Consider the following 22,911-nt stretch of genomic DNA (forward strand, 5'->3'; position numbering starts at 1 on the left):
GGACGCGCGGCAACGCGCGCACCTTCAAGAGACTCAAAACCGAAGGGAAAAGGGAATGAGCAAGGACAAGGTTCTCAAGCTGATCAAGGACGAGGACGTCGCATACGTCGACATCCGGTTCACCGATCCGCGGGGCAAACTGCAACACGTGACTGTCGTGGCCGACCTGGTCGACGAGGATTTCCTCGACGAAGGCTTCATGTTCGACGGCTCCTCGATCGCGGGCTGGAAGTCCATCGAAGCCTCCGACATGAAGCTGATGCCCGACACTGAATCGGCCTATGTCGACCCCTTCTATGCGGAAAAGACGCTCTGCGTGCATTGCTCGGTCGTCGAACCCGACACGATGGAGCCCTATGAACGCGACCCGCGCGGCACCGCGCAGAAGGCCGAAGCCTACCTGATCTCCTCCGGAATCGGCGACACCGCCTTCATGGGTCCGGAAGCGGAATTCTTCCTGTTCGACAACGTCAAATACTCCGTCGGCATGAACAAGGTGTCCTTCGAAGTGGACGCACTGGACGCCTCCTGGAACACCGACACCGACTACGAGATGGGCAACACCGGCCACCGTCCGGGCATCAAGGGCGGCTATTTCCCGGTCAACCCCGTGGACGACGCCCAGGACATCCGTGCCGAGATGCTTTCGACCATGAAACGCATCGGCATGAAGGTCGACAAGCACCACCACGAAGTTGCCTCCTGCCAGCACGAACTGGGCCTGATCTTCGGCACCCTGACCACCCAGGCCGACGAGATCCAGAAGTACAAGTACATCATCCACAACGTGGCCCAGGCCTACGGCAAGTCGGCAACCTTCATGCCCAAGCCGATCGCCGGCGACAACGGCACCGGCATGCACGTGAACATGTCGATCTGGAAGGACGGCAAGCCGCTCTTCGCAGGTGACAAGTACGCCGACCTTTCGGACGAAGCCCTGTACTACATCGGCGGCATCCTGAAGCACGCGAAAGCGCTGAACGCCTTCACCAACCCCGGCACCAACTCCTACAAGCGCCTGATCCCCGGCTTCGAAGCCCCGGTTCTGCGTGCCTATTCCGCTCGCAACCGCTCCGGCTGCGTCCGGATCCCGTGGTCGGAATCGCCCAAGGCAAAACGCGTCGAAGCCCGCTTCCCCGATCCTTCGGCCAACCCCTACCTGTGCTTCGCTGCCCTTCTGATGGCCGGCCTCGACGGCATCAAGAACAAGATCCACCCCGGCGACGCGATGGACAAGAACCTCTACGATCTGCCGCCCGAAGAGCTGGCCGATATCCCCACCGTCTGCGGGTCGCTGCGCGAAGCCCTGGACGAGCTGCAGAAGGACATGGACTTCCTGCTGGCGGGCGATGTCTTCACCAAGGACCAGATCGACGGCTATATCGGCCTGAAGATGGAAGAGATCGAAGCCTACGAGCACACGCCGCACCCTGTGGAATACAAGCTCTACTACTCCTGCTGATCCCTTTCGGATCTCGCAGACAAGGGGCGCCTTTCGGGGCGCCCCTTCGCGTTTGCGGGGGGCGATCTGGCGATTGGGAGGCCGATTGGCCTGTGTTTGGAGCCGGGGCAAAGCCCCCTCGCCCGCAGTCCGTGCACAGCCTGGTACGCGCGTTGCCTGAAGCTTGGGGCCCGGCCTTCAGGCAGGAACGACAAAGGTATGGATGCCGAAGATCACGACCCTGGTCTGCGGCAAGCGCAGGATCGTCTGACGTTCAGAGCGATGAAAGGGTGCCTCGCGGTCGTAGCGGGCGTCACGCGGCAGGTATTCGCTCGCCGGATTGAACAGCTCCGGCGCCCGGTTCCCGAGGAAATTGGCCCGCCATAGCGGTCGCCCGACCTGAACGCCATCCAGCAACCGCTGCACGCGCCTGGCCAGCCCGTCGTCATATTCCTTCACCGGGATATGGATGCTGCGCATCGGGCGCATGAACTTTTCCGCCAGGGTCCATTGCGAGGGAAAGCACAGGACCGCGCCGGTCAGCACGTGTTCCTCGGCCCCGTCGCGCTTTTCCATGATGCAGAAATCCTCTTGCACCAGCCGGCCCAGGGTCGCCATTGGCACCGCGCGATCCAGCGGCACGGTCACGCCGTCCGGGCGCGTGACGCTTTCTGCATTCACGGCATAGTCATCGTGGGCGCGCAGCACCTCGAGCACCGTATCATAAAGCTCCTCGGCCACCGGACGGGCCTCCGGGTCCAGCGCAAGCACGTCCCCGGGCCGCGTGGCGATCAAGTGGTCCCGCAGGGCCATCTGACCGGCAAAGGCGTCGTCCACCAGCAGCCAATTGGCCGGGTCGAGAGGCGCAGTGCCCGGCAGACGCTCGGGCACCTTGTAGGGCAAGGCGGATTGGGTGATCGGTTCCATGATCAACCCATACGCTTGCGCCCGGTCCCTGGCGAGCGCTCCGTTGCGCGAAAGCAAAAAGGGCGCCCCGCGAGGCGCCCTTTCCGATCAGAATTTCATCACCGTCGCGGGGGCCGTCTTGGGGCCACCGGCAGCGAAGGGTATGGTCAGGACCGTGCCTTGCCGACCAGCTTCCAGGCGGCAGGCAGCAGCAGCGCAGCCAGAGCGAGTTTCAGCGCATCGCCCAGGACGAAGGGTGCCAGACCCCATGCCAGGATCGGCTGGTCCCAGCCGTAAAGCTGACCCAGCCACAGCAGGCCGGGAACATAGAGCAGGACATTGCCAAGCAGCATGGCCAGCGCCATGCCCTTGACCGAACGGTCCCAGCCGCGTTGCGCCAGAGCCCCCAGCAGCACGGTCGCCATGACATAGCCAACCAGGTAACCGCCTGTGCCGCCCATCATGTAGCTGATGCCGTTCAGATCCGCGGTCGAGCTTTGGAAAATGTCAAAGCCCAGCATGCCGAGCAGCATGTAACCCACGATTGTCACCAGCCCGAGACGCGCGCCATAGGCCGCACCGATGGTGAGCACGGCGAAGGTGCCCATGCTGACCGCGACAGGCGAACCCGGCACCGGCAGCTTGATCTTGGCCATCACAGCCAGCAGGACGATCCCCGCCAGCACGAGAACCACCTGCTTGACCCGAAGGGCAAGGCCTTCTGTCGGGCCGAAGGTCTCGGTCAGGACCTTTGCGCTCATAGCCTGGGACATGTGTTTCCCCTCCATATCCTCGATGAATGTTCCCACCGTGATGCCTCAGCCCATGACGAAGCGCAAGTTTCTTGCGGCACTGCAGCGAGTGCAAATTGCAAATCCGCACTTTGCAAAACAGCTAGTTTTGCAAAATCTGCTAAATACCGGGCCTGTGCCCATCCACCGACCCGTAGCATCTGCCCGGCCTGTAGCTGAGTATTTATGGCCAGATGAAAGAGCGCGTCGGCGCTTCGGACGGTGCTGGAATGGCGGCTCAGGCGCGGGTGTAGCGGGTCTGCATGCCGTAGTCCTTGCGCGGTCCGGTCACGCGCCAATGGGCGGTCCAGTCCGGCCATCGGCTGAAATCATAGGTCACGAGGTAGAGATCAGGGGCGCAGTCGTGGCGCGCCTCGGGGGAGATTTCGCCCGGAGCGAAGTCGTGAAAAAAACGGCCATCGTCGAAATCCACTGCGATCCGGGCGCCGACCGTACGCCAGAGATAGCGCCGCTCTGCCGCAAAGCTTTGCCCGGCGAGCTGCATGGTTCCGGTTTCCGTCACCTCCAGAGCGCCGCCACCGGACGGGGTATCCAAAGGGCAGAACCGGGCCAGCCCTTCCAGGCGGGCATCTTCGCCAAGCGCATTGGCAACGCGCCGTTCGATCCGCCAATCGCCTTCGAATGATCCAAGATCGCGCATCCTTGCCCCTTTTCCGGTGGGTGGCGGGCCAGCCCGCACCGCCTGCGGCCTTGCCGCCTTGGCCCCAAGGCAGTAAAGACCGCGCGACACCGCGTAAAGCCGTTCCAGAGGAGCCTCGCCCATGATCCCCCGCTATGCCCGCAAGGAAATGACCGACATCTGGGAGCCCGCGACCAAGTTCCGCATCTGGTACGAGATCGAGGCCCATGCCTGCGATGCCATGGCCGATCTGGGCGTGATCCCACGTGAGAATGCCGATGCCGTCTGGAAAGCCAGGGACGTGGAATTCGACGTGGCCCGTATCGACGAGATCGAGGCGGTCACCAAGCATGACGTCATCGCCTTCCTGACCCACCTGGCTGAACATGTGGGCAGTGACGAGGCGCGATTTGTGCACCAAGGCATGACATCTTCGGACGTGCTGGACACCTGCCTGAACGTGCAACTGGTCCGCGCCGCCGACATCCTGCTGGCCGACATGGACAAGCTGCTGGCCGCGCTGAAGAAACGCGCGCTTGAGCACAAGATGACCGTGCGGGTCGGACGCAGCCACGGCATCCACGCCGAACCCACCACCATGGGCCTGACCTTCGCGCGTTTCTACGCTGAGATGGACCGCAACAAGGCCCGCCTGCAGGCAGCCCGGGCCGAGGTTGCCACCGGCGCGATTTCCGGCGCTGTCGGTACCTTTGCCAATATCGATCCGGCGGTCGAGGAACACGTCTGTGCCAAGCTGGGCCTTTCCCCCGAGCCGATCAGCACCCAGGTCATCCCGCGCGACCGTCACGCGATGTTCTTTGCCGTGCTCGGCGTCATCGCCAGCTCCATCGAGAACGTCGCGATCGAAATCCGGCACATGCAGCGCACCGAGGTCCTTGAAGGCGCCGAGTTCTTTTCCATGGGGCAGAAGGGTTCTTCTGCCATGCCGCACAAGAAGAACCCGGTGCTGACCGAGAACCTGACCGGCCTGGCCCGACTGGTGCGCATGACCGTCATCCCGGCGATGGAAAACGTGGCCCTCTGGCACGAGCGCGACATCTCGCATTCCTCGGTCGAACGCGGCATTGCGCCGGATGCGACCGTGACGCTTGATTTCGCGCTGAACCGGCTGGCCGGGGTCGTCGACAAGATGATCATCTACCCGCAGAACATGCTCGACAACATGAACAAGTTCCCCGGGCTTGTCATGTCGCAACGCGTTCTGCTGGCCCTGACGCAGGCCGGTGTATCGCGCGAGGCCGCCTATTCCATGGTCCAGCGCAACGCCCTGAAAGTCTGGGAAGAGCGCCTTGATTTCCGTGAACTGCTGCTGGCCGATGAAGAGGTCGTCGCGGCGCTCGGCACCGACGGCATCAACGAGAAATTCGACATGGGCTATCACACCAAGCATGTCGACACGATCTTTACCCGCGTCTTCGGCGAAAGTTGATCTGACCGGCGGATCCGGTGAAACGGCGCGCCCCGGTGCGCCGTTTTGCATTTGCGGCCCCTGATCTGACTGGTCGCGACTAAAGCCTTTTTTCACCCTTCCCTGCTTATCTGGCGCAAACCAGACACGAGGGGACTATGGGCAATCTGACGCCACTGGCACAGTTCGGATCATTGGCCCCGGCCACACCGGGCGTCCTGACGCGCAAACAGAAGGCTGCAATCATCGTGCGGGTGCTGCTGAACAGCGGGACCGACCTGCAGTACAGGGATTTCCCCGAAGAATTACAGGAGGAACTGACCTTCCTGCTGGGCACCATGCGCCATATCGACCGCGACACGCTTGGCCAGGTGGTCGACGAGTTTGTCGAGGAACTGGATTCGCTTGGCCTGACCTTCCCCAAGGGACTGGCCGGGGCCCTGTCGATCCTGGATGGCAAGATCAGCCCGCATACCGCCGCCCGCCTGCGCAAGGAAGCCGGCGTGCGCCAGACCGGCAATCCATGGGAACGGCTGGGCAATCTGGATGTGGCCAAGCTGCTGCCGATCGCCGAAAATGAAAGCATCGAGATCGCAGCGGTCATGCTGTCCAAGCTTGATACCGACAAGGCGGCGAAACTTCTGTCGATGCTGCCGGGCCCAAGGGCGCGGCGCATCACCTATGCGGTTTCGCTGACCAGTGGCATCACGCCCGACAGCCTTGACCGGATCGGCCTGTCTCTGGCCGCCCAACTGGACAGCCAGCCGGAATCAGCCTTCGACAAGGGGCCTGTGGAACGGGTGGGCGCGATCCTGAACTTCTCCACCGCCTCGACGCGGGACGATGTGCTGGAAGGCCTTGACGAGACCGACGCCGCCTTTGCCGAACAGGTCCGCAAGGCGATCTTTACCTTCACCAACATTCCCGCGCGGATCGCCCCACGGGACGTGCCGAAGATCGTTCGGGGCATTGACCAGGCCATGCTCGTCACGGCCCTCGCCGCCGCGACCGACCCGGAATCCGCCAAGGCCGCGGAATTCGTTCTTGCCAATATGTCCGCCCGCCTTGCCGACAGCCTGCGCGAGGAAATGAGCGATCGCGGCAAGGTCAAGGCGAAGGATGCCGAAGAGGCCATGAACGAGGTCGTCGCCGAGATCCGCAAGCTGGAGGCCTCCGGCGAACTCCTTTTGCTGTCCGGGGATGACGAATCCGAAGACGAATGAGCCGGGCGGCTTTCGCGGGCATCAGCCGGCCGGCGGGACCTTGCGCGTTTTTCGTCGCAGGGCCGGCACCGGCAGGCCTGTCCCGGCTGGGTCACCTTGCAAACCCGCTGCTGCGGCGAATGCAAGGTCGGCTCATGGACAGTTGGGGTACCTTTTCGCATATCAGACCAACAGGCTGATATAGAATATAAAACCCGGTTCAGAACGCATGCATGGGGACCACGCACATCCGCGCGGACGGCGCCTGCGCCCCTCGGCGCCTTTCTGGACAGGGGCATGGCGCGGCCCTAGTAGTTGGCGGAGCCTCACGCCCGGCATCCGGCCCGGCCCCCGGATCGGAGATCCCATGTCCAACAATGCCCGCGCCATCCTGCTGATGATCATCGCGATCCTCTGCTATTCCTCGATGGATGCGACCGCCAAGTCCATCGCCGAGGACACCAACACGATCATGGCGCTCTGGGCGCGTTATGCGGGTTCCGCACTGGTGGTGATCGCGATCACATGGCGTCGATTGGGCAAGGTGGCGCGGTCGCGGTTCCCGGTCATGCAGCTGGTGCGCGGGGCTTTCCTTCTGGGCGCGACGGCAAGCTTCTTTACCGGCTTGCAATTTCTCGGGTTGGCCGAGAACACTGCAATCATGGATCTGAACCCGGTCCTGATTACCCTGGGGGCTGCGCTGTTCCTCGGCGAAAAGCTGGGTCCGCGTCGCATTGCGGCCATTGCCGTGGCACTGACCGGCGCCTTGATCGTGATCCGGCCCGGTTCAGCCGTCTTCTCGATCCACGCGCTGCTGCCGATGATGGCTGCCTGCTGCTATGCAGGTTTCTCGCTGATCACCCGCTACATGGGGGATCGCGAAGATCCCTGGACCTCGCTTCTCTACGGTGCGGGGCTTGGCGCGATCTTGGTCACGCTACTTCTGCCCGGCTCCTGGGAAATGCCCGGTCCGGCCACGGCCGCAAAGATGGTGCTCCTGGCCGCGCTTGGCACCGTCGCGCAGATGCTGCTGATCCGCGCCCTTTCGATCGGCGAGGCCGCGATGCTGGCGCCTTTTGCCTATGTCGGGCTGATCAATGCGACCTTCCTCGGGATGGTGGTCTTTGGCGAATATCCCGACCTCTGGACCATTGTCGGTGCGCTTGTGATCGTTGCGGCCGGTGTCTATGTATGGCACCGCGAAACGCGCGCGGGCCACAAGACCGCGCTCTCTGCCGAAGCGAAAACACCGCCGGAAGGGCTTTGATCCACCATGTCGTCTAGCGCCGCCCCTTTCCGTGTTCGCGCCGGCCATTTTCTGGTCAACCTGGTGCTGGGCGGCTTGATGGCCCTGTTGCTCGCCCTGCCCTATGGCATGCGCGTCAATCTTACCGGCTGGCTGTTCGCCCATGTGGTCGGCCCCCTTGCAGGCTGGCGCAAACGCATCCGCGAGAACCTGTCCCTGATCTGGCCCGACCTGCCCGAAGACCGCCTGCGCGCGCTTGAACGCGGGGTTGCCGATAATTCCGGCCGCAGCCTGATCGAGATCTATTCGTCGCGGGAACTGCGGAACCGGCTGGCCGGGCAACAGTTTGTCGGACCGGGGGTGCCCGCCTTTGATGCGGCCCGTGCGGCCGGGCGACCAATCGTGTTTGCCTCGGCCCATTTCGGAAATTACGAGGCCGGGCGCGCGGGTCTTGCCAATATCGGGTGCAGCGTCGCCGCCCTCTATCGTCCGCTGAATAACCCGTATTTCAATCGCCACTACGAAGCAGCCATGTCGGTGTCCGGCGCCCTGTTCCCCCGCGGGCGGCGCGGATTGGCCGAAATGGTGCGCCACCTCAAGCAGGGCGGAAACCTGGCGATCCTGCTCGATCAGCACATGGGCTCCGGCGCCGAGCTGACCTTCATGGGGCACCGCGCCTATACCTCGACCACCTTGCTGGAAATCGCGCGTCGGCAGAACGCGCTGGTTCTGCCCTGTTTCGCGGTGCGCCAGCCTGATGGCCTGAGCTTTGAGTTGCGGCTCGAGGCACCGATCCCGGACATGGAACCGGAGGCCATGGCCCAGGCCTACAACGATGCCCTGGAAGTAAAGGTGAAGGCGCATCCCGAGCAATGGCTCTGGGTGCACCGGCGCTGGAAGGACGCAGGCTAGGCGGCGAAAACCAAAGGCCCCGACTTACGGCAGCCGGATCGCGCCGGCGATGGAGCCATGGTTGGCCCTTTGCAGCAGCACCGCCCCCGGCAGGTCCGACCCCGGTTGGAAGCCGATGTCCAGGACCCCGGTGCCGTCCCATTCGCCTAGGTTGGTCCAGGACGAGACGATGTTGACATAGGTCACTTCGGTCCCGGCGTTTTCGCCGCGCTCGATCTGCACCGTCTTGGACGGCAGGTACTGGATCAACTGGATCAGCAGCGGTTCGGCCGGGCCCGTCGCGTTGCGCGACACCACTGGCCCGCCTTGCGGAGCCTCATTGCCCGCCACCAGGGGCGCCGAGCCTTCGCGCGCGGCTGCAACCAGATGCAACCCTCCGTCCGCTTCGGCGCGAATCTGCAGGGCGAAAGCATCGGGCAGGCTCCGGTGCAGGGTGATGAATTCCGCCAGCTGCATTGGATGGGTGCCTTTCACGAAGCTCGCCCCGCCCACGATCATCTGAGGCGTGTAGATCATCCGTTTGCCGCGCGCCTGCGCGTAGGCCTTCTGGCGATGGGTAAAGGCAGGGTTGGCCAGGCTGTCCTTCCAGCCCAGGTAATCCCAATAATCGACATGCATGGCGAGTGGCAGCACATCCGTCCGGCTGGCCAGTTGCGCCATCAGCGCGTCAGCCGGCGGACAGGAGGAACAGCCCTGCGAGGTGAACAGCTCCACCACGACCGGAGAGGTCGTCTGAACCGGGGCATTTGTGCTCCAGACGTCATCCGGCACGGACGCGCCGGCGGTCTGGGCATCAGCCGCTCCAGCGCTCCACAATGGAAGAGCCGCCAGCAGCCCTGCCATCAGCAATGCCTTGCGACGTCCGATCATTCCGAAATCTCCGGTCCAGTTAAACACCGCAGATGGATAGCCAAGCGATGCCGAAATAGCCAATCAAGGTTTTGCGAGAGATCCGTCAGCGCGCCGACCTGTGATGCAAAGTCAACGATTGTCGGAAACGGGCGCCCTGCCACACCGCCGCCGCGCCATGAGGGTCCCGGGTTGCAACCGAGACGATTTTCCACAGCGCCGCTTTCCCGTGCACTGCCCGCCCGATTGCTGCAAAGGTCCCGCGCCCATGCCGTCGCGCAGCGAAATTGGCGACTCTGTGCACAAATGTATACTAAAAACTCCGCGACCCTCTTGATCGACACCCGCCAATGGGGCAGAAGCAAGTCAGCACATACCCCTCATTCATCTCGGAAGGGAGCCATCTCCATGCCAATTCAAGTCGGACAGGACACCGCCAAGACGCGCAAGACGCTGACGGTCGGTGACAAGAGCATTGCCTATTATTCGATCCCGGCCGCCGAAGCCGCCGGGCTCGGCGATTTTTCCAACCTGCCCGCCGCCCTCAAGGTCGTGCTGGAGAACATGCTGCGCTTCGAGGACGGCAAGACCGTCACCGTCGACGACATCAAGGCCTTTGCCGAATGGGGCGCGAACGGGGGCAAGAACCCGCGCGAGATCGCCTATCGCCCGGCCCGCGTGCTGATGCAGGATTTCACCGGCGTTCCGGCGGTCGTCGACCTGGCCGCGATGCGCGACGGGATCCTCGGCCTTGGCGGTGACGCCAAGAAGATCAACCCGCTGGTGCCCGTCGACCTTGTCATCGATCACAGCGTCATGATCGACGAATTCGGCACCCCCCGCGCCTTCCAGATGAACGTTGACCGGGAATACGAGCGCAACATGGAGCGCTATACCTTCCTGAAGTGGGGCCAGACTGCCTTCAACAATTTCCGCGTCGTGCCGCCGGGCACCGGGATCTGCCACCAGGTGAACCTTGAATACCTGGCCCAGACCGTCTGGACCGACAAGGATCAGGACGGCACCGAAGTCGCTTATCCCGATACGCTGGTCGGCACCGACAGCCACACCACCATGGTCAACGGCGCCGCCGTTCTGGGCTGGGGTGTCGGCGGGATCGAAGCCGAAGCCGCCATGCTGGGTCAGCCGATTTCGATGCTGATCCCCGAAGTCGTCGGTTTCAAGCTGACCGGCGCCATGGTCGAAGGCACCACCGGCACCGATCTGGTTCTGAAGGTCGTCGAAATGCTGCGCGCTCACGGCGTTGTCGGCAAGTTCGTCGAATTCTACGGTGACGGCCTCGACAATCTGCCGCTGGCACAGCGCGCGACCATCGCCAACATGGCCCCGGAATACGGCGCCACCTGCGGCTTCTTCCCGATCGACGACGAATGCCTGCGCTACCTGCGTCAGACCGGCCGGGACGAGGACCGCATCGCGCTGGTCGAAGCCTATGCCAAGGAAAACGGCTTCTGGCGGAACCCTGGCTATGCGCCGGTCTATACCTCGACTCTGGAACTGGACATGGGCGACATCGTGCCCGCGATCTCGGGTCCGAAACGCCCGCAGGACTACGTCGCACTGACCAGCGCGGCCGAGGCCTTCAAGAAGGTCGTCGCCGATTTCCGCGGGATCGACCTGTCCGAGCCGGCACAGGAAATGGCCGATGAAGGCCCGACCCCGACCCTGACCAAGCCGCTGATCAAATCGGCCAAGGTCGATGGCGAGGATTACGAACTGAACGACGGCTCGGTCGTGATCGCCTCGATCACCTCCTGCACCAATACGTCGAACCCCTATGTGCTGATCGGCGCAGGTCTGGTCGCCCGCAAGGCGCGCGCCCTGGGTCTGAACCGCAAGCCCTGGGTCAAGACGTCGCTGGCACCGGGATCGCAGGTCGTCACGGGATACCTCGACGCCGCTGGCCTGTCCGAGGATCTGGATGCCGTCGGCTTCAACCTGGTCGGCTATGGCTGCACCACCTGCATCGGCAACTCCGGCCCGCTGCAACCCGAGGTCTCCAAGGCGATCAACGACAACGACCTGATCGCCACCTCGGTCCTGTCGGGCAACCGGAACTTCGAAGGCCGGATTTCCCCGGACGTGCGCGCCAACTACCTGGCCTCGCCGCCGCTGGTCGTGGCCTATGCGCTGGCCGGTGACATGAACATCGACATCGCCAACGACCCCATAGCCCAGACCCCCGAAGGCAAGGACGTCTACCTGAAGGACATCTGGCCCACCGACGAAGAGATCGCGACCCTGGTCGAGCAGGTCGTCACGCGCGAAGCCTTCCTGTCCAAGTACGCCGATGTCTTCAAGGGCGACGAGAAATGGCAGGCCGTGGAAGTCTCCGGTGGGGAAACCTACGACTGGCCGCCGACCTCGACCTATATCCAGAACCCGCCCTATTTCCAGGGCATGGGCAAGGATGCGGGCACGATCTCGGATATCGTGGATGCCAAGATGCTGGCGGTTCTGGGCGACATGATCACCACCGACCACATCTCTCCGGCCGGGTCGTTCAAGGACAGCACCCCTGCTGGCCAGTACCTGATCGAACGTCAGGTGCCGGTGCGCGAATTCAACTCCTACGGGTCGCGTCGCGGCAACCACGAAGTCATGATGCGCGGCACCTTCGCCAACATCCGCATCAAGAACGAGATGCTGGACGGCGTCGAGGGCGGCTATACCAAGGGCCCCGATGGCGAACAGACCTCGATCTACGACGCCTCCATGGCCTACCAGGAGGCCGGCACGCCGCTGGTCATCGTGGGCGGTGAACAATATGGTGCCGGGTCGTCGCGTGACTGGGCGGCCAAGGGTACGGCCCTGCTGGGCGTCAAGGCCGTGATCGCGGAAAGCTTCGAGCGGATCCACCGGTCCAACCTGGTCGGCATGGGCGTGATTCCCTTCGAGTTCACCGGGGGCGACAGCCGCAAGTCGCTGGCGATTACCGGCGACGAAAGCTACACCATCCTCGGCCTGGCCGATGTGACACCGCTGCAGGAAGTGCCCTGCGCGATCACCTATGCGGATGGCACCACCAAGACCGTGACGCTGAAATGCCGGATCGATACCGCCATCGAAAAGGAATACGTCGAACACGGGGGCGTGCTGCATTACGTGCTGCGCGACCTTGCCAAAAGCTGAACCTGATTTCAGGGTGATGACGGAAAGGGTCCTCTTCGGAGGGCCCTTTTTGTTTTGGCGAGATCGTGTTGTCGAGAGGCGGCATCGGGGCCGCTACCGCCCTTGGCCTGCGGCCAATTTCCCCGGAGTATGTCGGACAGGATCAGGTCCGGGCGGTGTTTGGGTCAGAAACCCCGCTGGAAAGCCGGAACCCTGCCCCGGCCAGCGCCGTTTGGTTGGCATGGACATGCTTCTCGATTTCGTCTCCGGTCCCTGGTTCATCACCCTATGGCTGGCCCTGATGCTGCCGTCCCTGCTGGTGTTGATCCTGGACCTGCACTACCGCAACAGCCACCTGATGCCGCTGATGAAACTGGTCTGGGGGCTGAGCGTCGCCTACTCCGGTCCCATCGGGCTTGGCATCTATTGGGTCGCGGGCCGCAAGGAAATCTCAAACGATAGCGACTGGCGTCGGGCCTTTCGGTCCGTGGCACATTGCTATTCCGGCTGCGGGTTGGGCGAAATCACCGGGGTCGCGATTGCCGTGGGTCTGTTGCAGGCCGGCAATACGGTCACGGCAGCGGTGACCTTTGCGCTGGCCTATATCTTTGGCTTCGGCCTGACCGTCGGGCCCGAGATCCAGGGCGGTACAGATTTCCGCCAGGCGATAGCCGATGCCTTCAAGGCCGAGACCCCCTCCATCGCGGTGATGGAGATCGTCGCCATCGGCGTGGACCTCAGCCTTGCCGGCAGCGCCGGAATGGGCGAGTGGGTCTTCTGGTCCTCGCTGGTGATCTCGCTCAGTTGCGGCTTGTTCGCCGCCTGGCCCGTGAATTACTGGCTGATCCGCAAGGGCGTGAAAGAGGGCATGATGGATCCGCGCATGACCGATCATGGGTCCGGCGACGAAAATGAGGGATGCGAAGGGCACGGACAGCACGCCCATTGACCATCCTTGCGCGCTATTCGGCGGCCCGTTCAAGGGCGGGGTTGATCGTGCCTTCCAGCACCCTCTGCGTCACCGGCCCCGCAAAGCGTTCCACGATGCGCCCTTCTCCGTCCACGACGAAGGTTTCCGGCACGCCGTAAAGACCCCATTCGATGCCGGCGCGACCCGAGGTGTCCGCGCCCACGGCAAGATAGGGATTGCCCAGCTCGGCCAGAAATCCCTGTGCCGCGCCGGGCTGATCCTTGTAGTTCACGCCATAGATCGGGATGCCGCGATCCTCGGCAAGCGCGATAAGGTTGGGATGCTCGACCCGACAGGGCGCGCACCAGCTGGCCCAGAAATTGACCAGTTTGACCTCGCCATCCGCGAGGGTCTCATCCGGCGAAAAGACCGGCAGATCCCCAAGATTGTCCAGTTGAACGACCGGGGCCGGTTTGCCGGTCATCGCGCTTGGCAATTGATCCGGATCTTCCCGCTGCATGCCCAGAAAGAACAGGCCCGCCAATCCGGCAAAGATCATCGGTGGCAATATCATCAGTGGCTTAACGGCCATTCTTGATCCTTTCTTCGACGACGCGCAGGGCCGCCTTGACCCGTCGCGCGCGCCAGATGCTGGCGCCGCAGATCACCGCCAGAAGCAGCAGGGAGACGCCATAGGCGCTTAGCACCGTGACCGCGTATTTTCCCAGGTCGGGTATCATTGCATGCGCTCCCGCGTGGTCAGGGCCCGCATCCGGCGGGCGCGGATTTCCGTTTGCGTCCGCAGCAATACCAGCGCCAGGAACAGCAGCACGAAGCCCCCGATCGACACCAGCAGCGGCCAGTAGAAGACATCGGCAACGTTTTCCTCGGCGTCCATCGACAGGGACGCCCCCTGATGCAGACCCTGGTTCCAGAACAGCACCGCGTAACGCGACAGCACCGCAAAGACCGACCCGACCATGCAGAGGATCGCGGTCAGATCGGCAGCGGTATCGTCGTCTTCGACCGCCGACCAAAGGGCGATGTAGCCAAGGTAGAACAGGAACAGGATCAGGAAGGAGGTCAGCCGCGGGTCCCAGACCCACCAGGTGCCCCACATCGGCTGGCCCCAGATTGCACCGGTCGCAAGGGCAATCAACGTCATCGTGGCCCCGACAGGCGCGGCGGCGCGGGCCGCCAGCGCGCTGACGTGATGACGCCGTACCAGCCAGATCAGCGAGGCGACCAGCATCATCAGCCATGCATTGATCGCCAACAGGGCTGCGGGCACATGCAGGTAGATGATCTTGACCGTCGATCCCTGGCGGTAATCCTCGGGTGTGAAGAAAAAGCCCCAGACCAGCCCGACAACCAGTGTCACCCCGGAAGCGACGGCCAGCGCAGGCAGGACCTTGTCCGAGGTCTCGATGAACTTTTTCGGGTTCGCATATTGCCAGATAGAGGCCATGCCCTCTCCTATCCCATTCGGCTCGGGGGCCAATTCACATTATCGCAAGTTGACCCGCAAGACCGCCGCGCTGGCAAAGGGCAACAGTGCGATTGTGCCGCAGGTGATCCCCCCGAGCAGTAACAGTGGGGTGGCTGTCGACAGGCCTTCGGCACCGCGCCGGGCGGCCTCGGCCCCGAAGATCAGGGTCGGAACGTAAAGCGGCAGAACAAGCAGGCTCAGCAGCAGACCACCGCGCTTCAGCCCCACGGTCAGCGCGGCGCCGAAGGTACCGATGGTGCTGAGTGCCGGTGTGCCGATCAGCAACGACAAGGCCAGCCACGGATAACCCGGCCCCGGTAGCGCCATCAAAACGCCCAACAAGGGCGCGGCGAGGACCAGCGGCAAGCCGGTGGTGATCCAATGCGCCAGGGCCTTCAGCGTCACGATGGCCTCAAGCGGCACCGGGGCGGTCGCCAGCAGGTCCAGCGACCCGTCTTCGTAGTCAAGCGCCAGGATCCGGTCCAGCGACAGCAGGCAGGCCAAAAGGGCCCCCACCCAGAGGATTCCCGGTGCCACCCGCGCCAGCAGCGTATTCTGCGGCCCAATCCCGAAGGCCACTAGCGCGACCAGCACCAGGTAGAAGGCCAGCCCAAGGCCAAAGCCGCCCCCTGCCCGCAGCGCCAGCCGCAAGTCGCGTAACAGAAGCGCTCTCACAGGAAAGCCTCGTCCAGATCGCCCGGCTCGGGAAGACGCGCCTTGTACGGGCTGACATCCAGAACCCGCGCCTTGGGCAGGCCAAGATCGATATGGGTGGCAATGATGGCAAGGCCGCCGCCGGTGAGATGCCGTTGCACCGCGGCGGCAAACAGGGCCACCGAAGCGCTGTCCAGAGAGACCGTCGGCTCATCCAGCAACCAGATCGCGCGTCCCGTGACCACGAGCCGCGCCAACCCCAACCGGCGCTTCTGCCCCGCCGACAAGGTTCCGGCACGGCGTGGAGCAAGGTCGCTCAGACCGAAATCCTCCAGCGCCCGGTCGATGCCGCGCTGTCCATGGACCTCGGCCCAGAAGGCAAGGTTCTCGGCCACGCTCAGCTGCGCCTTTATCCCGTCCGCATGGCCCGCATAGGCGAGATGATCACTCTCGACCGACAGACGCCCCGCCAGCGCTGGTTGCAACCTGGCCAGAACACGCAGCAAGGTCGTCTTCCCTGATCCATTGGGACCGCGCAGGACTAGCGCCTCTCCTGCAGAAACGGAAAAATCCAGCCCCTCCAGCAACACCAGGCCACCCCGTCCAACGCTCAGATTTTCCACGAGAAGAGACATGCTTTTCCATAGCGCAGAGCCGCGTTCTACGGAAGGCTCGCAATTCTGGAAAGCACTGGCTTCTTCGACGTTCCGACGCCTCCGGCGGGAGTATTTTTCGCCAGATGATAAAGAGCCGCGAATAATGTAACGGATGAGACGATGGCGGCTCTCTCATCTGGCCGGAAATACTCCCGCCGGAGGCCGGACGAACCTGCCAGCAGGCATCCCGCTTGATCACAGGACGGCGCCCCCGACGTCAGACGCTCAACAGGGCGGCCGCGACGCGCCGGCCTTCGGACAGCAAGACGTTGAAGGTCCGGCAGGCAGCGTCGGAGGTCATGATCTCGGTTCCGATCCCGGCGTCATCGAGCCTGTCGCGCAGGTCTTTCGGGAGTGGCGTCAGCGTCGGTCCCGTTCCAATGAACAAGACGTCAACCTGCCCCGCCAGCGCCAGCAAGGCGGCGCTGTCTTCATAGCCGCTCCAGGGCGCGGTGTCGTCGGCCGTGACGATCAGCGGTGCCGTCATGACCTGACCCGCAACGCGGAAAAACCCCGGCCCATAACCGTCGATGGGCCGGGCATTGTCGTAATTGATCTCGACCAGGTGCATTGAGCCCCCATTTCTTGCGGCAGGGCCGCCGGATAGCGCCGGCGGCCCGGGAATCAGGCGTCGATATTGGCGAACTGGTTTCCGGCGTTCTTGTCCGGTTTGGTCCAGTCGCGTTTCACCCCGAACCAAAGCACCACGTTCTTGGCCACGTAGACCGAGGAATATGTCCCAATGACCACCCCCCAGGTGATGGCAAAGACGAATCCGCGGATCACGTCTCCGCCCAGGACCAGCAGCGCGATCAGGGCGATCAGCGTGGTACCGGAGGTCATGATCGTGCGCGACAGGGTTTCGTTCACCGAAACGTTCATCACCTCGACCAGCGGCATCGTCTTGAACTTGCGCAGGTTTTCCCGCAGCCGGTCGAAGATCACCACCGTGTCGTTGATCGAGTAGCCGATGATCGTCAGCAGCGCCGCGATGGTCGCCAGGTCAAAGCGGATCTGGAACAGCGCGAAGATCCCGATGGTAACAAGCACATCGTGGAACAGCGCAAAGACCGCCCCAAGCGAGAATTGCCATTCGAACCGCAGCCAGATGTAGAACAGGATCGCCGCCAGAGATGCTGCCACGGCCAGGAAGGCGGTCTTTACCAGCTCGCCCGACACCTTGGGTCCAACGCTTTCGACGCTGGTGAAGCGGATCGTGGGATCAACCTCCTGCAGCGCGGTTTCGACACGGGAAATGACCTCGGCCGAGGCGCTTTCGGTCTCGTCCTGGGCCTGGATGCGGATCGAGGCAACGTGCTGATCCCCGCTGAACGTGGGATCGAAAATCTCGGAGATCACCACGTCGCCCAGCTCGAGCCCGTCCAGCGCGGTCCGGTAATCGGCCACGGACACCGCGCTTTCGCTTTCCGTGCGGATCGTCGTACCGCCCCGAAAATCGATGCCGAAGTTCAGACCCATCACCAGCCACAGCACGACCGAGGCGACCATGGCCGCACAGGAAATCCCGAAGGTCAGACCACGGTATTTGAAGAAGTCGATCTTCGTGTTGTCGGGAATTAGTTTCAGCCGCATCTCAGACCTCGATCTTCTTGGGCCGAGCCCGTTCGAACCATGTAACGATCAGCAGTCGGGTGATCCAGATCGCGGTAAACACCGAGGTCAGGATGCCGATGGCCAGCGTCACCGAAAAGCCCCGCACCGGGCCGGAGCCAAGCACGAAGAGGATCGCCGCCACGATAAAGGTGGTGATATTGGCATCCACGATCGCCGAGAGCGCGCGGTCATAGCCAAGCTCGATGGCCCGCGCCGGACCCTTGGCGGTCTTGCTTTCCTCGCGGATGCGTTCGAACACCAGCACGTTGGCGTCGACCGCCATGCCGATGGTCAGCACGATGCCCGCGATCCCCGGCAAGGTCAGCGTCGCGCCGATCATGCTCAGGATGCCGAAGATCAGCCCGACGTTCAGGATCAGCGCGATATTGGCGAAGATCCCGAACAGGCCATAGCTGAGCGCCATGAAGACCAGCACCGCGATCCCGGCCACGATACAGGCGATCTTGCCTGCCTGGATGCTGTCGGCGCCCAGTTCCGGCCCAATGGTGCGTTCCTCGAGGAAATCAAGCCCCGCAGGCAGCGCCCCGGCGCGCAGCAGGACAGCTAGGTTGGTACTTTCCTCGACCGAGAAGTTGCCGGTGATGATGCCCGAGCCGCCCGCGATATGGGCCTGGATTACCGGGGCCGAGATGACCTCGTCATCCAGGACGATCGCGAAGGGATTGCCGATGTTCTGCGCGGTGTAGTCGCCGAACTTGCGCGCCCCCGAGGGATTGAAGCGGAAGCTGACTGCAGCGCGCCCGTTCTGGTCGAAGGTCGGCTGCGCGTCGGTCAGCGCCTCGCCCGAAACCACGGGCGCGGTTTCCAGCAGGTAGAAGACGCCCGGTTCATCCAGCGACGGCAGGATTTCTTCGCCGGCAGAGGCCGAGGCATCTTCGCTGACGCCACGGCGCACGACCGGTTGGAAGCTGAGTTGCGCGGTGGTGCCGATGATCTCTTTCAGCTCGTCGGCGGAGCCAACGCCCGGCACCTCGATCAGGATACGATCCTGACCCTGACGCTGGATCGTGGGTTCGCGGGTCCCGACCTCGTCGATACGACGGCGAATAATTTCAAGGCTTTGGCGGACGGTACGGTCGTCCATCGCCGTGCGCTCGGCTTCGGACAGGTTGACAGTCAGCACGTCGCCGGTGCCCGAAACCTCGATATCCGTGGCCCCGGCACCGGTCAGTGACACGACCGGCTGCGCCAGGCTGCGCACCGTGCGGATCGCGTCATCCATGCCGTCGGGGGAGCCGATGCGCACCTTCAGTTCGCCGCCGTCCGAGGGCAGCAGACGGATGGTACCGACGCTGTCACGCTGATCGCGCAACAGGTTGCGCACATCCGGCCAGAGTCCCTGCATCCGGGTTTCATAGACATCCGCCACCCGCACTTCGGCCAGCAGATGCGCCCCGCCCCGCAGGTCGAGGCCCAGGTTGACGAGACCAGAGGGCAGGAAGGAAGGCCAGCCTGTCCCCGTGCTCCCGGCGCTCACTTCATCGTTATATCGTTCCACCCGCGGGTAGAAGACATTCGGAAGGGCCAGCACCAGACCGAGGGCGACAAGCCCCCAGATCAGGACCCGTTTCCACGTTTCGATCTGCAGCATATTGCTGACCCTTTCGCGACTGGCTTATTTCGCTTCCGCGGCCGGCTCGGTTTTCGAAATGACATTGGACAGCGTCGATTTCACGACACGGACCTTGACGCCTTCGGCAATCTCGACTTCGACTTCGCCGTCTTCCTTGACCTTGGAGACCTTGCCGATGATGCCGCCCTGGGTGATCACCTGGTCGCCACGCCGTACGCCTTCGACCATCGCCTTGTGGTCCTTCATCTTTTTCTGCTGGGGACGGATCAGCAGGAAATACATGATCGCGAAGATCAGGATGAGGGGCAAAAACTGTCCAAGTGCTGCGGGGTCCATTCAAGGTTCCTTCTGGCTGTGTGCTGACGGGCCAAGCCCGCGAATTTCGCCGGAACCTATGTGCGAGGGGGCGGGATTGCAAGGATGGATGGGGGGCCAGTGGGGCTTTCGGGGGCTCCACCTTGACCACGTTTCGGTGAGCGGTGTCGGGCTGGTGCGCCGCATCCGACTGGTCGTTGGATCAATTCAGTCATGCCTCGGTGTTTCCGGGCTTGAACGCTGCCATGGGCTTGCCACGCATCGCAGGGTGGTTGACGCTGTGGAACGGTGAATGTGGGGATTGGCGCATGGCAAAGAACACCAAAGATCTGTTCGACTGGCTTGGCCTCCCGACCGAGCCAGACTTTTCCCGCGCTCGCTGCCTAGGCAAGACATTTGGTTTCATCTTGTTTGGAACGGTCCTAGCCCTCGCTGGCTTGGTCCTGTTCGAGACGTTCTCTGCACTTTTAGGTGTTGGTCTGGAAGACGGCACTACGCAGCACGAGGCAATCCGAAATACCGGCCTCGCCCTTGCGGCGATCCTCGGCGTGCCCTTTCTGATATGGCGAAGCATCGTCGCCCAGAAGCAGGTCGATGTGACGGAACAGGGCCACATCACCGACCGGATCAACAAGGCGGTCGAGGGGCTGGGAGCGGAGAAGATGGTAAAGCGCGTGATCGAGACGCCACGCTATCAGAAGACCGGCAGGCCGGAGGCCGACAGGAAATGGGTCCGTGACGCCGATGGAAATCCAGTCCCTGCCCTTGGTCCGGACAGCACGCCCCCTTGTCGAAAGGGAGACCTTGGAAAGCACCGAGCCAAACCTGGAAGTCCGCATCGGCGCGATCCTCTCGCTGGAACGCATTGCGCAGGACAGTGCCCGCGATCACATCCAGATCATGAAGATCCTTTGTGCCTATGTCCGGGAGAATATCGGCGGACGGCAGATCGCGATGCCGGCAGAGGATGCCAGCCCGGAGAAGTGGCGGGAATGGGGCGGGTCGGCCTCAACGCCGCTCCGGCTGGATCTGGACATGGCGCTGAAGGTCATCGAAGATCGGGATCCAACCCGCAAGGCCCACGAAGCGATCGCCACACCGCCATATGTGCTTGGCCTTGAGCGGTTGGAGGCAACCAAGCTCGATCTCTTCGGGCGGAACCTTGAAAAGGCGAACCTCTCGGGCGCGCGTATGCAAGGGGCGCACCTCGTGGACGCGACGTTGCTTGGGGCGAAGCTCGGGGGCGCGCAGTTGCAGGGGGCGGACCTCGGGGGCGCGCAGTTGCAGGGGGCGAATCTCGAGGACGCGAAGTTGCAGGCGGCGGACCTCTGGGGTGCTCAGCTCGACATTAAAACCTCCTTGGCACGGGCTGATTTTCGGGGCGCCGCGGTCAAGAACGTCGACTTATCAAATGTACCCCAGATCACCGGTCACCTTACGTCCCTTTTCGGCGACGCTTCGGTAAGCTTGCCCTCCGGGGCACGGCCGGGACAGGAAGGTTGGCCAGAAAAGTGGCCGACATTCGAATTGGATCCCGGAGAATTCCGGAATGAATGGCAGAAGTGGCAGGCCGACCCGGAAGCCTACACACCACCCATCGAGAACCTCCGCCCTTAAGATGCGTGTTCACACGCACCACCCCGCCCCCCGCCCAAAATCCCTTTGTCCCATGCCCTCAATACGATGCGCACCGACGCCCCTGCGCCCCTCGCACCTTCCGGTTACCATTCCGGAAGGAATCCGGCATAACCCCTGCACGAATCTCATCCCAAGGAGTGCAAGACATGCATGACATCCGCACCATCCGCGACAACCCGGCCGCTTTCGATGCCGCCCTGTCCCGCCGTGGAAGTTCGCCGCTGTCGTCTGACATCCTTGCGCTCGACGAAACCCGTCGCGCCCGGATCAATGCCGCCGAGACCGCGCAGGCCGAGCAGAACAAGGCCTCCAAGGAAGTCGGCAAGGCCAAGGCCAGCGGCGACGAGGCCGAATTCGAACGCCTGCGCGCGCTGGTCGCCGGCAAGAAGGAAGAAGTCGCGCAACTACAGGCCGAGGCCAAGGACCTGGACGCCCAGCTGATCGACCTGCTGATGGGCATCCCCAACCTGCCCTTCGACGACACGCCCGATGGCGCCGACGAATCCGAGAACGTCGAGATGCACCGCAAGGGCACCCCGCCCGCCTTCGACTTCAAGGCGCTCGAGCATTACGACCTGCCCTCCGTCAGGAACGGCATGGATTTTGAAACCGCCGCCAAGCTGTCGGGCAGCCGCTTCGTCGTGCTCTCGGGCGCGGTCGCGCGCATCCACCGGGCGCTGGCGCAGTTCATGCTGAACACCCATGTCGAGGAAAACGGCCTGACCGAGACCTGGACCCCGGTGCTGGTGCGCGAAGAGATGATGCGCGGCACCGGCCAGTTGCCGAAGTTCGGCGAAGACAGCTATCAGACCACCAACGGCTGGTGGCTGGTGCCGACCGCCGAGGTGCCGCTGACCAATATCGTGAACGACTGCACGATCGAGGAAAGCTACCTGCCGCGCCGCTATGTCGCGCACACGCAGTGCTTCCGTTCCGAAGCGGGCTCGGCCGGGCGCGACACCGCCGGCATGCTGCGCCAGCACCAGTTCGAGAAGGTCGAGATGGTTTCGATCACCCATCCCGACAAGTCCCGGGACGAGCTGGACCGCATGACGACATGCGCCGAAGGCATCCTGGAACGGCTCGGTCTGGCCTATCGCACCGTGGTGCTTTGCACCGGCGACATCGGCTTCGGCGCGCGCCGCACCCATGACATCGAGGTCTGGCTGCCGGGGCAGGATACCTACCGCGAGATCTCCTCCGTCTCGGTCTGCGGCGACTTCCAGGCGCGGCGCATGAACGCCCGCTTCAAGCCTGCCGAGGGCGGCAAACCCGGCTTCGTGCACACGCTGAACGGCTCGGGCCTTGCTGTCGGGCGCTGCCTGATCGCGGTGCTGGAGAACGGTCAGAACGCCGATGGCTCCGTCACCCTGCCCGAGGTCCTGTCGCCCTACCTTGGCGGCAAGCTGACCCTCACGGTCGAGGGCACGCTGGCCTGACAAGGCGCCCCCGCGAGACACGACATTATGAAGGCCGGGGGTGAACCAACCCCC

Annotated in this window: 23 protein-coding genes; 9 read left to right on the plus strand and 14 right to left on the minus strand. The window is 63.3% G+C overall.

Annotated features, from left to right (window positions below):
• The first annotated feature begins 55 nt into the window (after positions 1-55).
• Positions 56-1,462, plus strand: coding sequence for a type I glutamate--ammonia ligase (glnA, locus tag PSAL_RS05945; protein WP_119840795.1), 1,407 nt, complete (start codon positions 56-58; stop codon positions 1,460-1,462).
• A gap of 177 nt (positions 1,463-1,639) precedes the next feature.
• On the opposite strand, the gene PSAL_RS05950 is transcribed toward glnA, so the two are convergent.
• The 3 genes from PSAL_RS05950 to PSAL_RS05960 all read right to left on the minus strand — a co-directional run bounded on the left by PSAL_RS05950 (position 1,640) and on the right by PSAL_RS05960 (position 3,922).
• Entirely contained in the window at positions 1,640-2,368 is a 729-nt protein-coding gene (locus PSAL_RS05950; protein ID WP_119840821.1) for a heme-dependent oxidative N-demethylase family protein, read from the minus strand.
• A 146-nt stretch (positions 2,369-2,514) separates the two neighbouring features.
• Positions 2,515-3,120: a biotin transporter BioY gene (locus PSAL_RS05955; protein WP_119840796.1), complete on the minus strand. Its 606-nt coding sequence runs from the start codon at positions 3,118-3,120 to the stop codon at positions 2,515-2,517.
• A gap of 256 nt (positions 3,121-3,376) precedes the next feature.
• Positions 3,377-3,922 (minus strand): DUF6314 family protein, encoded by a 546-nt coding sequence (locus tag PSAL_RS05960; RefSeq protein ID WP_231388630.1) that lies wholly within the window; start codon positions 3,920-3,922, stop codon positions 3,377-3,379.
• Here PSAL_RS05960 and purB point away from each other — a divergent pair.
• From purB to PSAL_RS05980, 4 genes are all read left to right on the plus strand, one after another.
• On the plus strand, positions 3,921-5,228 hold the full coding sequence (gene purB, locus PSAL_RS05965; RefSeq protein ID WP_119840798.1) for an adenylosuccinate lyase: 1,308 nt from the start codon (positions 3,921-3,923) through the stop codon (positions 5,226-5,228). The two genes, PSAL_RS05960 and purB, sit on opposite strands and share 2 nt — an antisense overlap.
• Before the next feature lie 137 nt (positions 5,229-5,365).
• The gene (locus PSAL_RS05970; protein WP_119840799.1) at positions 5,366-6,430 is read left to right on the plus strand and encodes a flagellar motor switch protein FliG; all 1,065 of its coding nucleotides are present in this window, start codon (positions 5,366-5,368) and stop codon (positions 6,428-6,430) included.
• Between the two features lie 346 nt (positions 6,431-6,776).
• Positions 6,777-7,676 carry a DMT family transporter gene (locus PSAL_RS05975; protein ID WP_119840800.1) on the plus strand — a complete coding sequence of 300 codons (900 nt, stop codon included), beginning with the start codon at positions 6,777-6,779 and terminating at the stop codon, positions 7,674-7,676.
• A gap of 6 nt (positions 7,677-7,682) precedes the next feature.
• On the plus strand, positions 7,683-8,567 hold the full coding sequence (locus PSAL_RS05980) for a lysophospholipid acyltransferase family protein (RefSeq protein WP_119840801.1): 885 nt from the start codon (positions 7,683-7,685) through the stop codon (positions 8,565-8,567).
• 24 nt (positions 8,568-8,591) lie between these two features.
• On the opposite strand, the gene PSAL_RS05985 is transcribed toward PSAL_RS05980, so the two are convergent.
• Positions 8,592-9,437 carry a DUF1223 domain-containing protein gene (locus tag PSAL_RS05985; RefSeq protein WP_119840802.1) on the minus strand — a complete coding sequence of 282 codons (846 nt, stop codon included), beginning with the start codon at positions 9,435-9,437 and terminating at the stop codon, positions 8,592-8,594.
• A gap of 387 nt (positions 9,438-9,824) precedes the next feature.
• On the opposite strand from PSAL_RS05985, the gene acnA reads away from it, so the two are divergent.
• Together acnA and PSAL_RS05995 are read left to right on the plus strand one after the other, a co-directional pair.
• Entirely contained in the window at positions 9,825-12,569 is a 2,745-nt protein-coding gene (gene acnA / locus PSAL_RS05990; RefSeq protein WP_119840803.1) for an aconitate hydratase AcnA, read from the plus strand.
• A 220-nt stretch (positions 12,570-12,789) separates the two neighbouring features.
• Positions 12,790-13,497: a DUF4396 domain-containing protein gene (locus tag PSAL_RS05995; protein ID WP_119840804.1), complete on the plus strand. Its 708-nt coding sequence runs from the start codon at positions 12,790-12,792 to the stop codon at positions 13,495-13,497.
• 13 nt (positions 13,498-13,510) lie between these two features.
• Here PSAL_RS05995 and PSAL_RS06000 read toward each other — a convergent pair whose 3' ends face one another.
• The 10 genes from PSAL_RS06000 to PSAL_RS06045 all read right to left on the minus strand — a co-directional run bounded on the left by PSAL_RS06000 (position 13,511) and on the right by PSAL_RS06045 (position 20,394).
• Positions 13,511-14,050, minus strand: a complete 540-nt coding sequence (locus PSAL_RS06000; protein ID WP_119840805.1) for a DsbE family thiol:disulfide interchange protein — start codon at positions 14,048-14,050, stop codon at positions 13,511-13,513.
• A complete protein-coding gene (gene ccmD, locus PSAL_RS06005) occupies positions 14,040-14,198 on the minus strand; it encodes a heme exporter protein CcmD (protein WP_196222891.1) in 159 nt (52 codons plus the stop codon). Before ccmD ends, PSAL_RS06000 begins: the two co-directional genes overlap by 11 nt.
• On the minus strand, positions 14,195-14,926 hold the full coding sequence (locus PSAL_RS06010) for a heme ABC transporter permease (RefSeq protein ID WP_119840806.1): 732 nt from the start codon (positions 14,924-14,926) through the stop codon (positions 14,195-14,197). The genes ccmD and PSAL_RS06010 overlap by 4 nt, the downstream gene beginning before the upstream one ends.
• A 39-nt stretch (positions 14,927-14,965) precedes the next feature.
• On the minus strand, positions 14,966-15,622 hold the full coding sequence (gene ccmB, locus PSAL_RS06015) for a heme exporter protein CcmB (RefSeq protein WP_119840807.1): 657 nt from the start codon (positions 15,620-15,622) through the stop codon (positions 14,966-14,968).
• Complete coding sequence (gene ccmA / locus PSAL_RS06020; protein ID WP_119840808.1) at positions 15,619-16,236, minus strand: heme ABC exporter ATP-binding protein CcmA; 618 nt, start codon at positions 16,234-16,236, stop codon at positions 15,619-15,621. The genes ccmB and ccmA overlap by 4 nt, the downstream gene beginning before the upstream one ends.
• A gap of 238 nt (positions 16,237-16,474) precedes the next feature.
• Positions 16,475-16,828, minus strand: coding sequence for an Mth938-like domain-containing protein (locus PSAL_RS06025; RefSeq protein ID WP_119840809.1), 354 nt, complete (start codon positions 16,826-16,828; stop codon positions 16,475-16,477).
• A gap of 53 nt (positions 16,829-16,881) precedes the next feature.
• Entirely contained in the window at positions 16,882-17,850 is a 969-nt protein-coding gene (secF, locus tag PSAL_RS06030) for a protein translocase subunit SecF (protein ID WP_119840810.1), read from the minus strand.
• A gap of 1 nt (position 17,851) precedes the next feature.
• A complete protein-coding gene (secD, locus tag PSAL_RS06035) occupies positions 17,852-19,483 on the minus strand; it encodes a protein translocase subunit SecD (RefSeq protein WP_119840811.1) in 1,632 nt (543 codons plus the stop codon).
• A 24-nt stretch (positions 19,484-19,507) separates the two neighbouring features.
• Entirely contained in the window at positions 19,508-19,801 is a 294-nt protein-coding gene (gene yajC, locus PSAL_RS06040) for a preprotein translocase subunit YajC (RefSeq protein WP_119840812.1), read from the minus strand.
• A gap of 446 nt (positions 19,802-20,247) precedes the next feature.
• Positions 20,248-20,394, minus strand: coding sequence for a hypothetical protein (locus PSAL_RS06045; protein ID WP_196222880.1), 147 nt, complete (start codon positions 20,392-20,394; stop codon positions 20,248-20,250).
• Positions 20,395-20,524: 130 nt separating this feature from the next.
• On the opposite strand from PSAL_RS06045, the gene PSAL_RS06050 reads away from it, so the two are divergent.
• Both PSAL_RS06050 and serS read left to right on the plus strand, forming a co-directional pair.
• Complete coding sequence (locus PSAL_RS06050) at positions 20,525-21,397, plus strand: pentapeptide repeat-containing protein (protein WP_119840610.1); 873 nt, start codon at positions 20,525-20,527, stop codon at positions 21,395-21,397.
• A gap of 167 nt (positions 21,398-21,564) precedes the next feature.
• Positions 21,565-22,857, plus strand: coding sequence for a serine--tRNA ligase (serS, locus tag PSAL_RS06055; RefSeq protein WP_119840611.1), 1,293 nt, complete (start codon positions 21,565-21,567; stop codon positions 22,855-22,857).
• The last annotated feature ends 54 nt before the right edge of the window (positions 22,858-22,911 follow it).

The sequence above is a fragment of the Pseudooceanicola algae genome, assembly GCF_003590145.2.
Taxonomy (GTDB): domain Bacteria; phylum Pseudomonadota; class Alphaproteobacteria; order Rhodobacterales; family Rhodobacteraceae; genus Pseudooceanicola; species Pseudooceanicola algae.

Coding starts and splice junctions, on each gene's coding strand:
- glnA (WP_119840795.1), top strand. CDS start 56: ATGAGCAAGGACAAGGTTCTCAAGCTGATCAAGGACGAGGACGTCGCA.
- PSAL_RS05950 (WP_119840821.1), bottom strand. CDS start 2,368: ATGGAACCGATCACCCAATCCGCCTTGCCCTACAAGGTGCCCGAGCGT.
- PSAL_RS05955 (WP_119840796.1), bottom strand. CDS start 3,120: ATGTCCCAGGCTATGAGCGCAAAGGTCCTGACCGAGACCTTCGGCCCG.
- purB (WP_119840798.1), top strand. CDS start 3,921: ATGATCCCCCGCTATGCCCGCAAGGAAATGACCGACATCTGGGAGCCC.
- PSAL_RS05960 (WP_231388630.1), bottom strand. CDS start 3,922: ATGGGCGAGGCTCCTCTGGAACGGCTTTACGCGGTGTCGCGCGGTCTT.
- PSAL_RS05970 (WP_119840799.1), top strand. CDS start 5,366: ATGGGCAATCTGACGCCACTGGCACAGTTCGGATCATTGGCCCCGGCC.
- PSAL_RS05975 (WP_119840800.1), top strand. CDS start 6,777: ATGTCCAACAATGCCCGCGCCATCCTGCTGATGATCATCGCGATCCTC.
- PSAL_RS05980 (WP_119840801.1), top strand. CDS start 7,683: ATGTCGTCTAGCGCCGCCCCTTTCCGTGTTCGCGCCGGCCATTTTCTG.
- PSAL_RS05985 (WP_119840802.1), bottom strand. CDS start 9,437: ATGATCGGACGTCGCAAGGCATTGCTGATGGCAGGGCTGCTGGCGGCT.
- acnA (WP_119840803.1), top strand. CDS start 9,825: ATGCCAATTCAAGTCGGACAGGACACCGCCAAGACGCGCAAGACGCTG.
- PSAL_RS05995 (WP_119840804.1), top strand. CDS start 12,790: ATGGACATGCTTCTCGATTTCGTCTCCGGTCCCTGGTTCATCACCCTA.
- PSAL_RS06000 (WP_119840805.1), bottom strand. CDS start 14,050: ATGGCCGTTAAGCCACTGATGATATTGCCACCGATGATCTTTGCCGGA.
- ccmD (WP_196222891.1), bottom strand. CDS start 14,198: ATGATACCCGACCTGGGAAAATACGCGGTCACGGTGCTAAGCGCCTAT.
- PSAL_RS06010 (WP_119840806.1), bottom strand. CDS start 14,926: ATGGCCTCTATCTGGCAATATGCGAACCCGAAAAAGTTCATCGAGACC.
- ccmA (WP_119840808.1), bottom strand. CDS start 16,236: ATGTCTCTTCTCGTGGAAAATCTGAGCGTTGGACGGGGTGGCCTGGTG.
- PSAL_RS06025 (WP_119840809.1), bottom strand. CDS start 16,828: ATGCACCTGGTCGAGATCAATTACGACAATGCCCGGCCCATCGACGGT.
- secF (WP_119840810.1), bottom strand. CDS start 17,850: ATGCGGCTGAAACTAATTCCCGACAACACGAAGATCGACTTCTTCAAA.
- secD (WP_119840811.1), bottom strand. CDS start 19,483: ATGCTGCAGATCGAAACGTGGAAACGGGTCCTGATCTGGGGGCTTGTC.
- yajC (WP_119840812.1), bottom strand. CDS start 19,801: ATGGACCCCGCAGCACTTGGACAGTTTTTGCCCCTCATCCTGATCTTC.
- PSAL_RS06050 (WP_119840610.1), top strand. CDS start 20,525: ATGGAAATCCAGTCCCTGCCCTTGGTCCGGACAGCACGCCCCCTTGTC.
- serS (WP_119840611.1), top strand. CDS start 21,565: ATGCATGACATCCGCACCATCCGCGACAACCCGGCCGCTTTCGATGCC.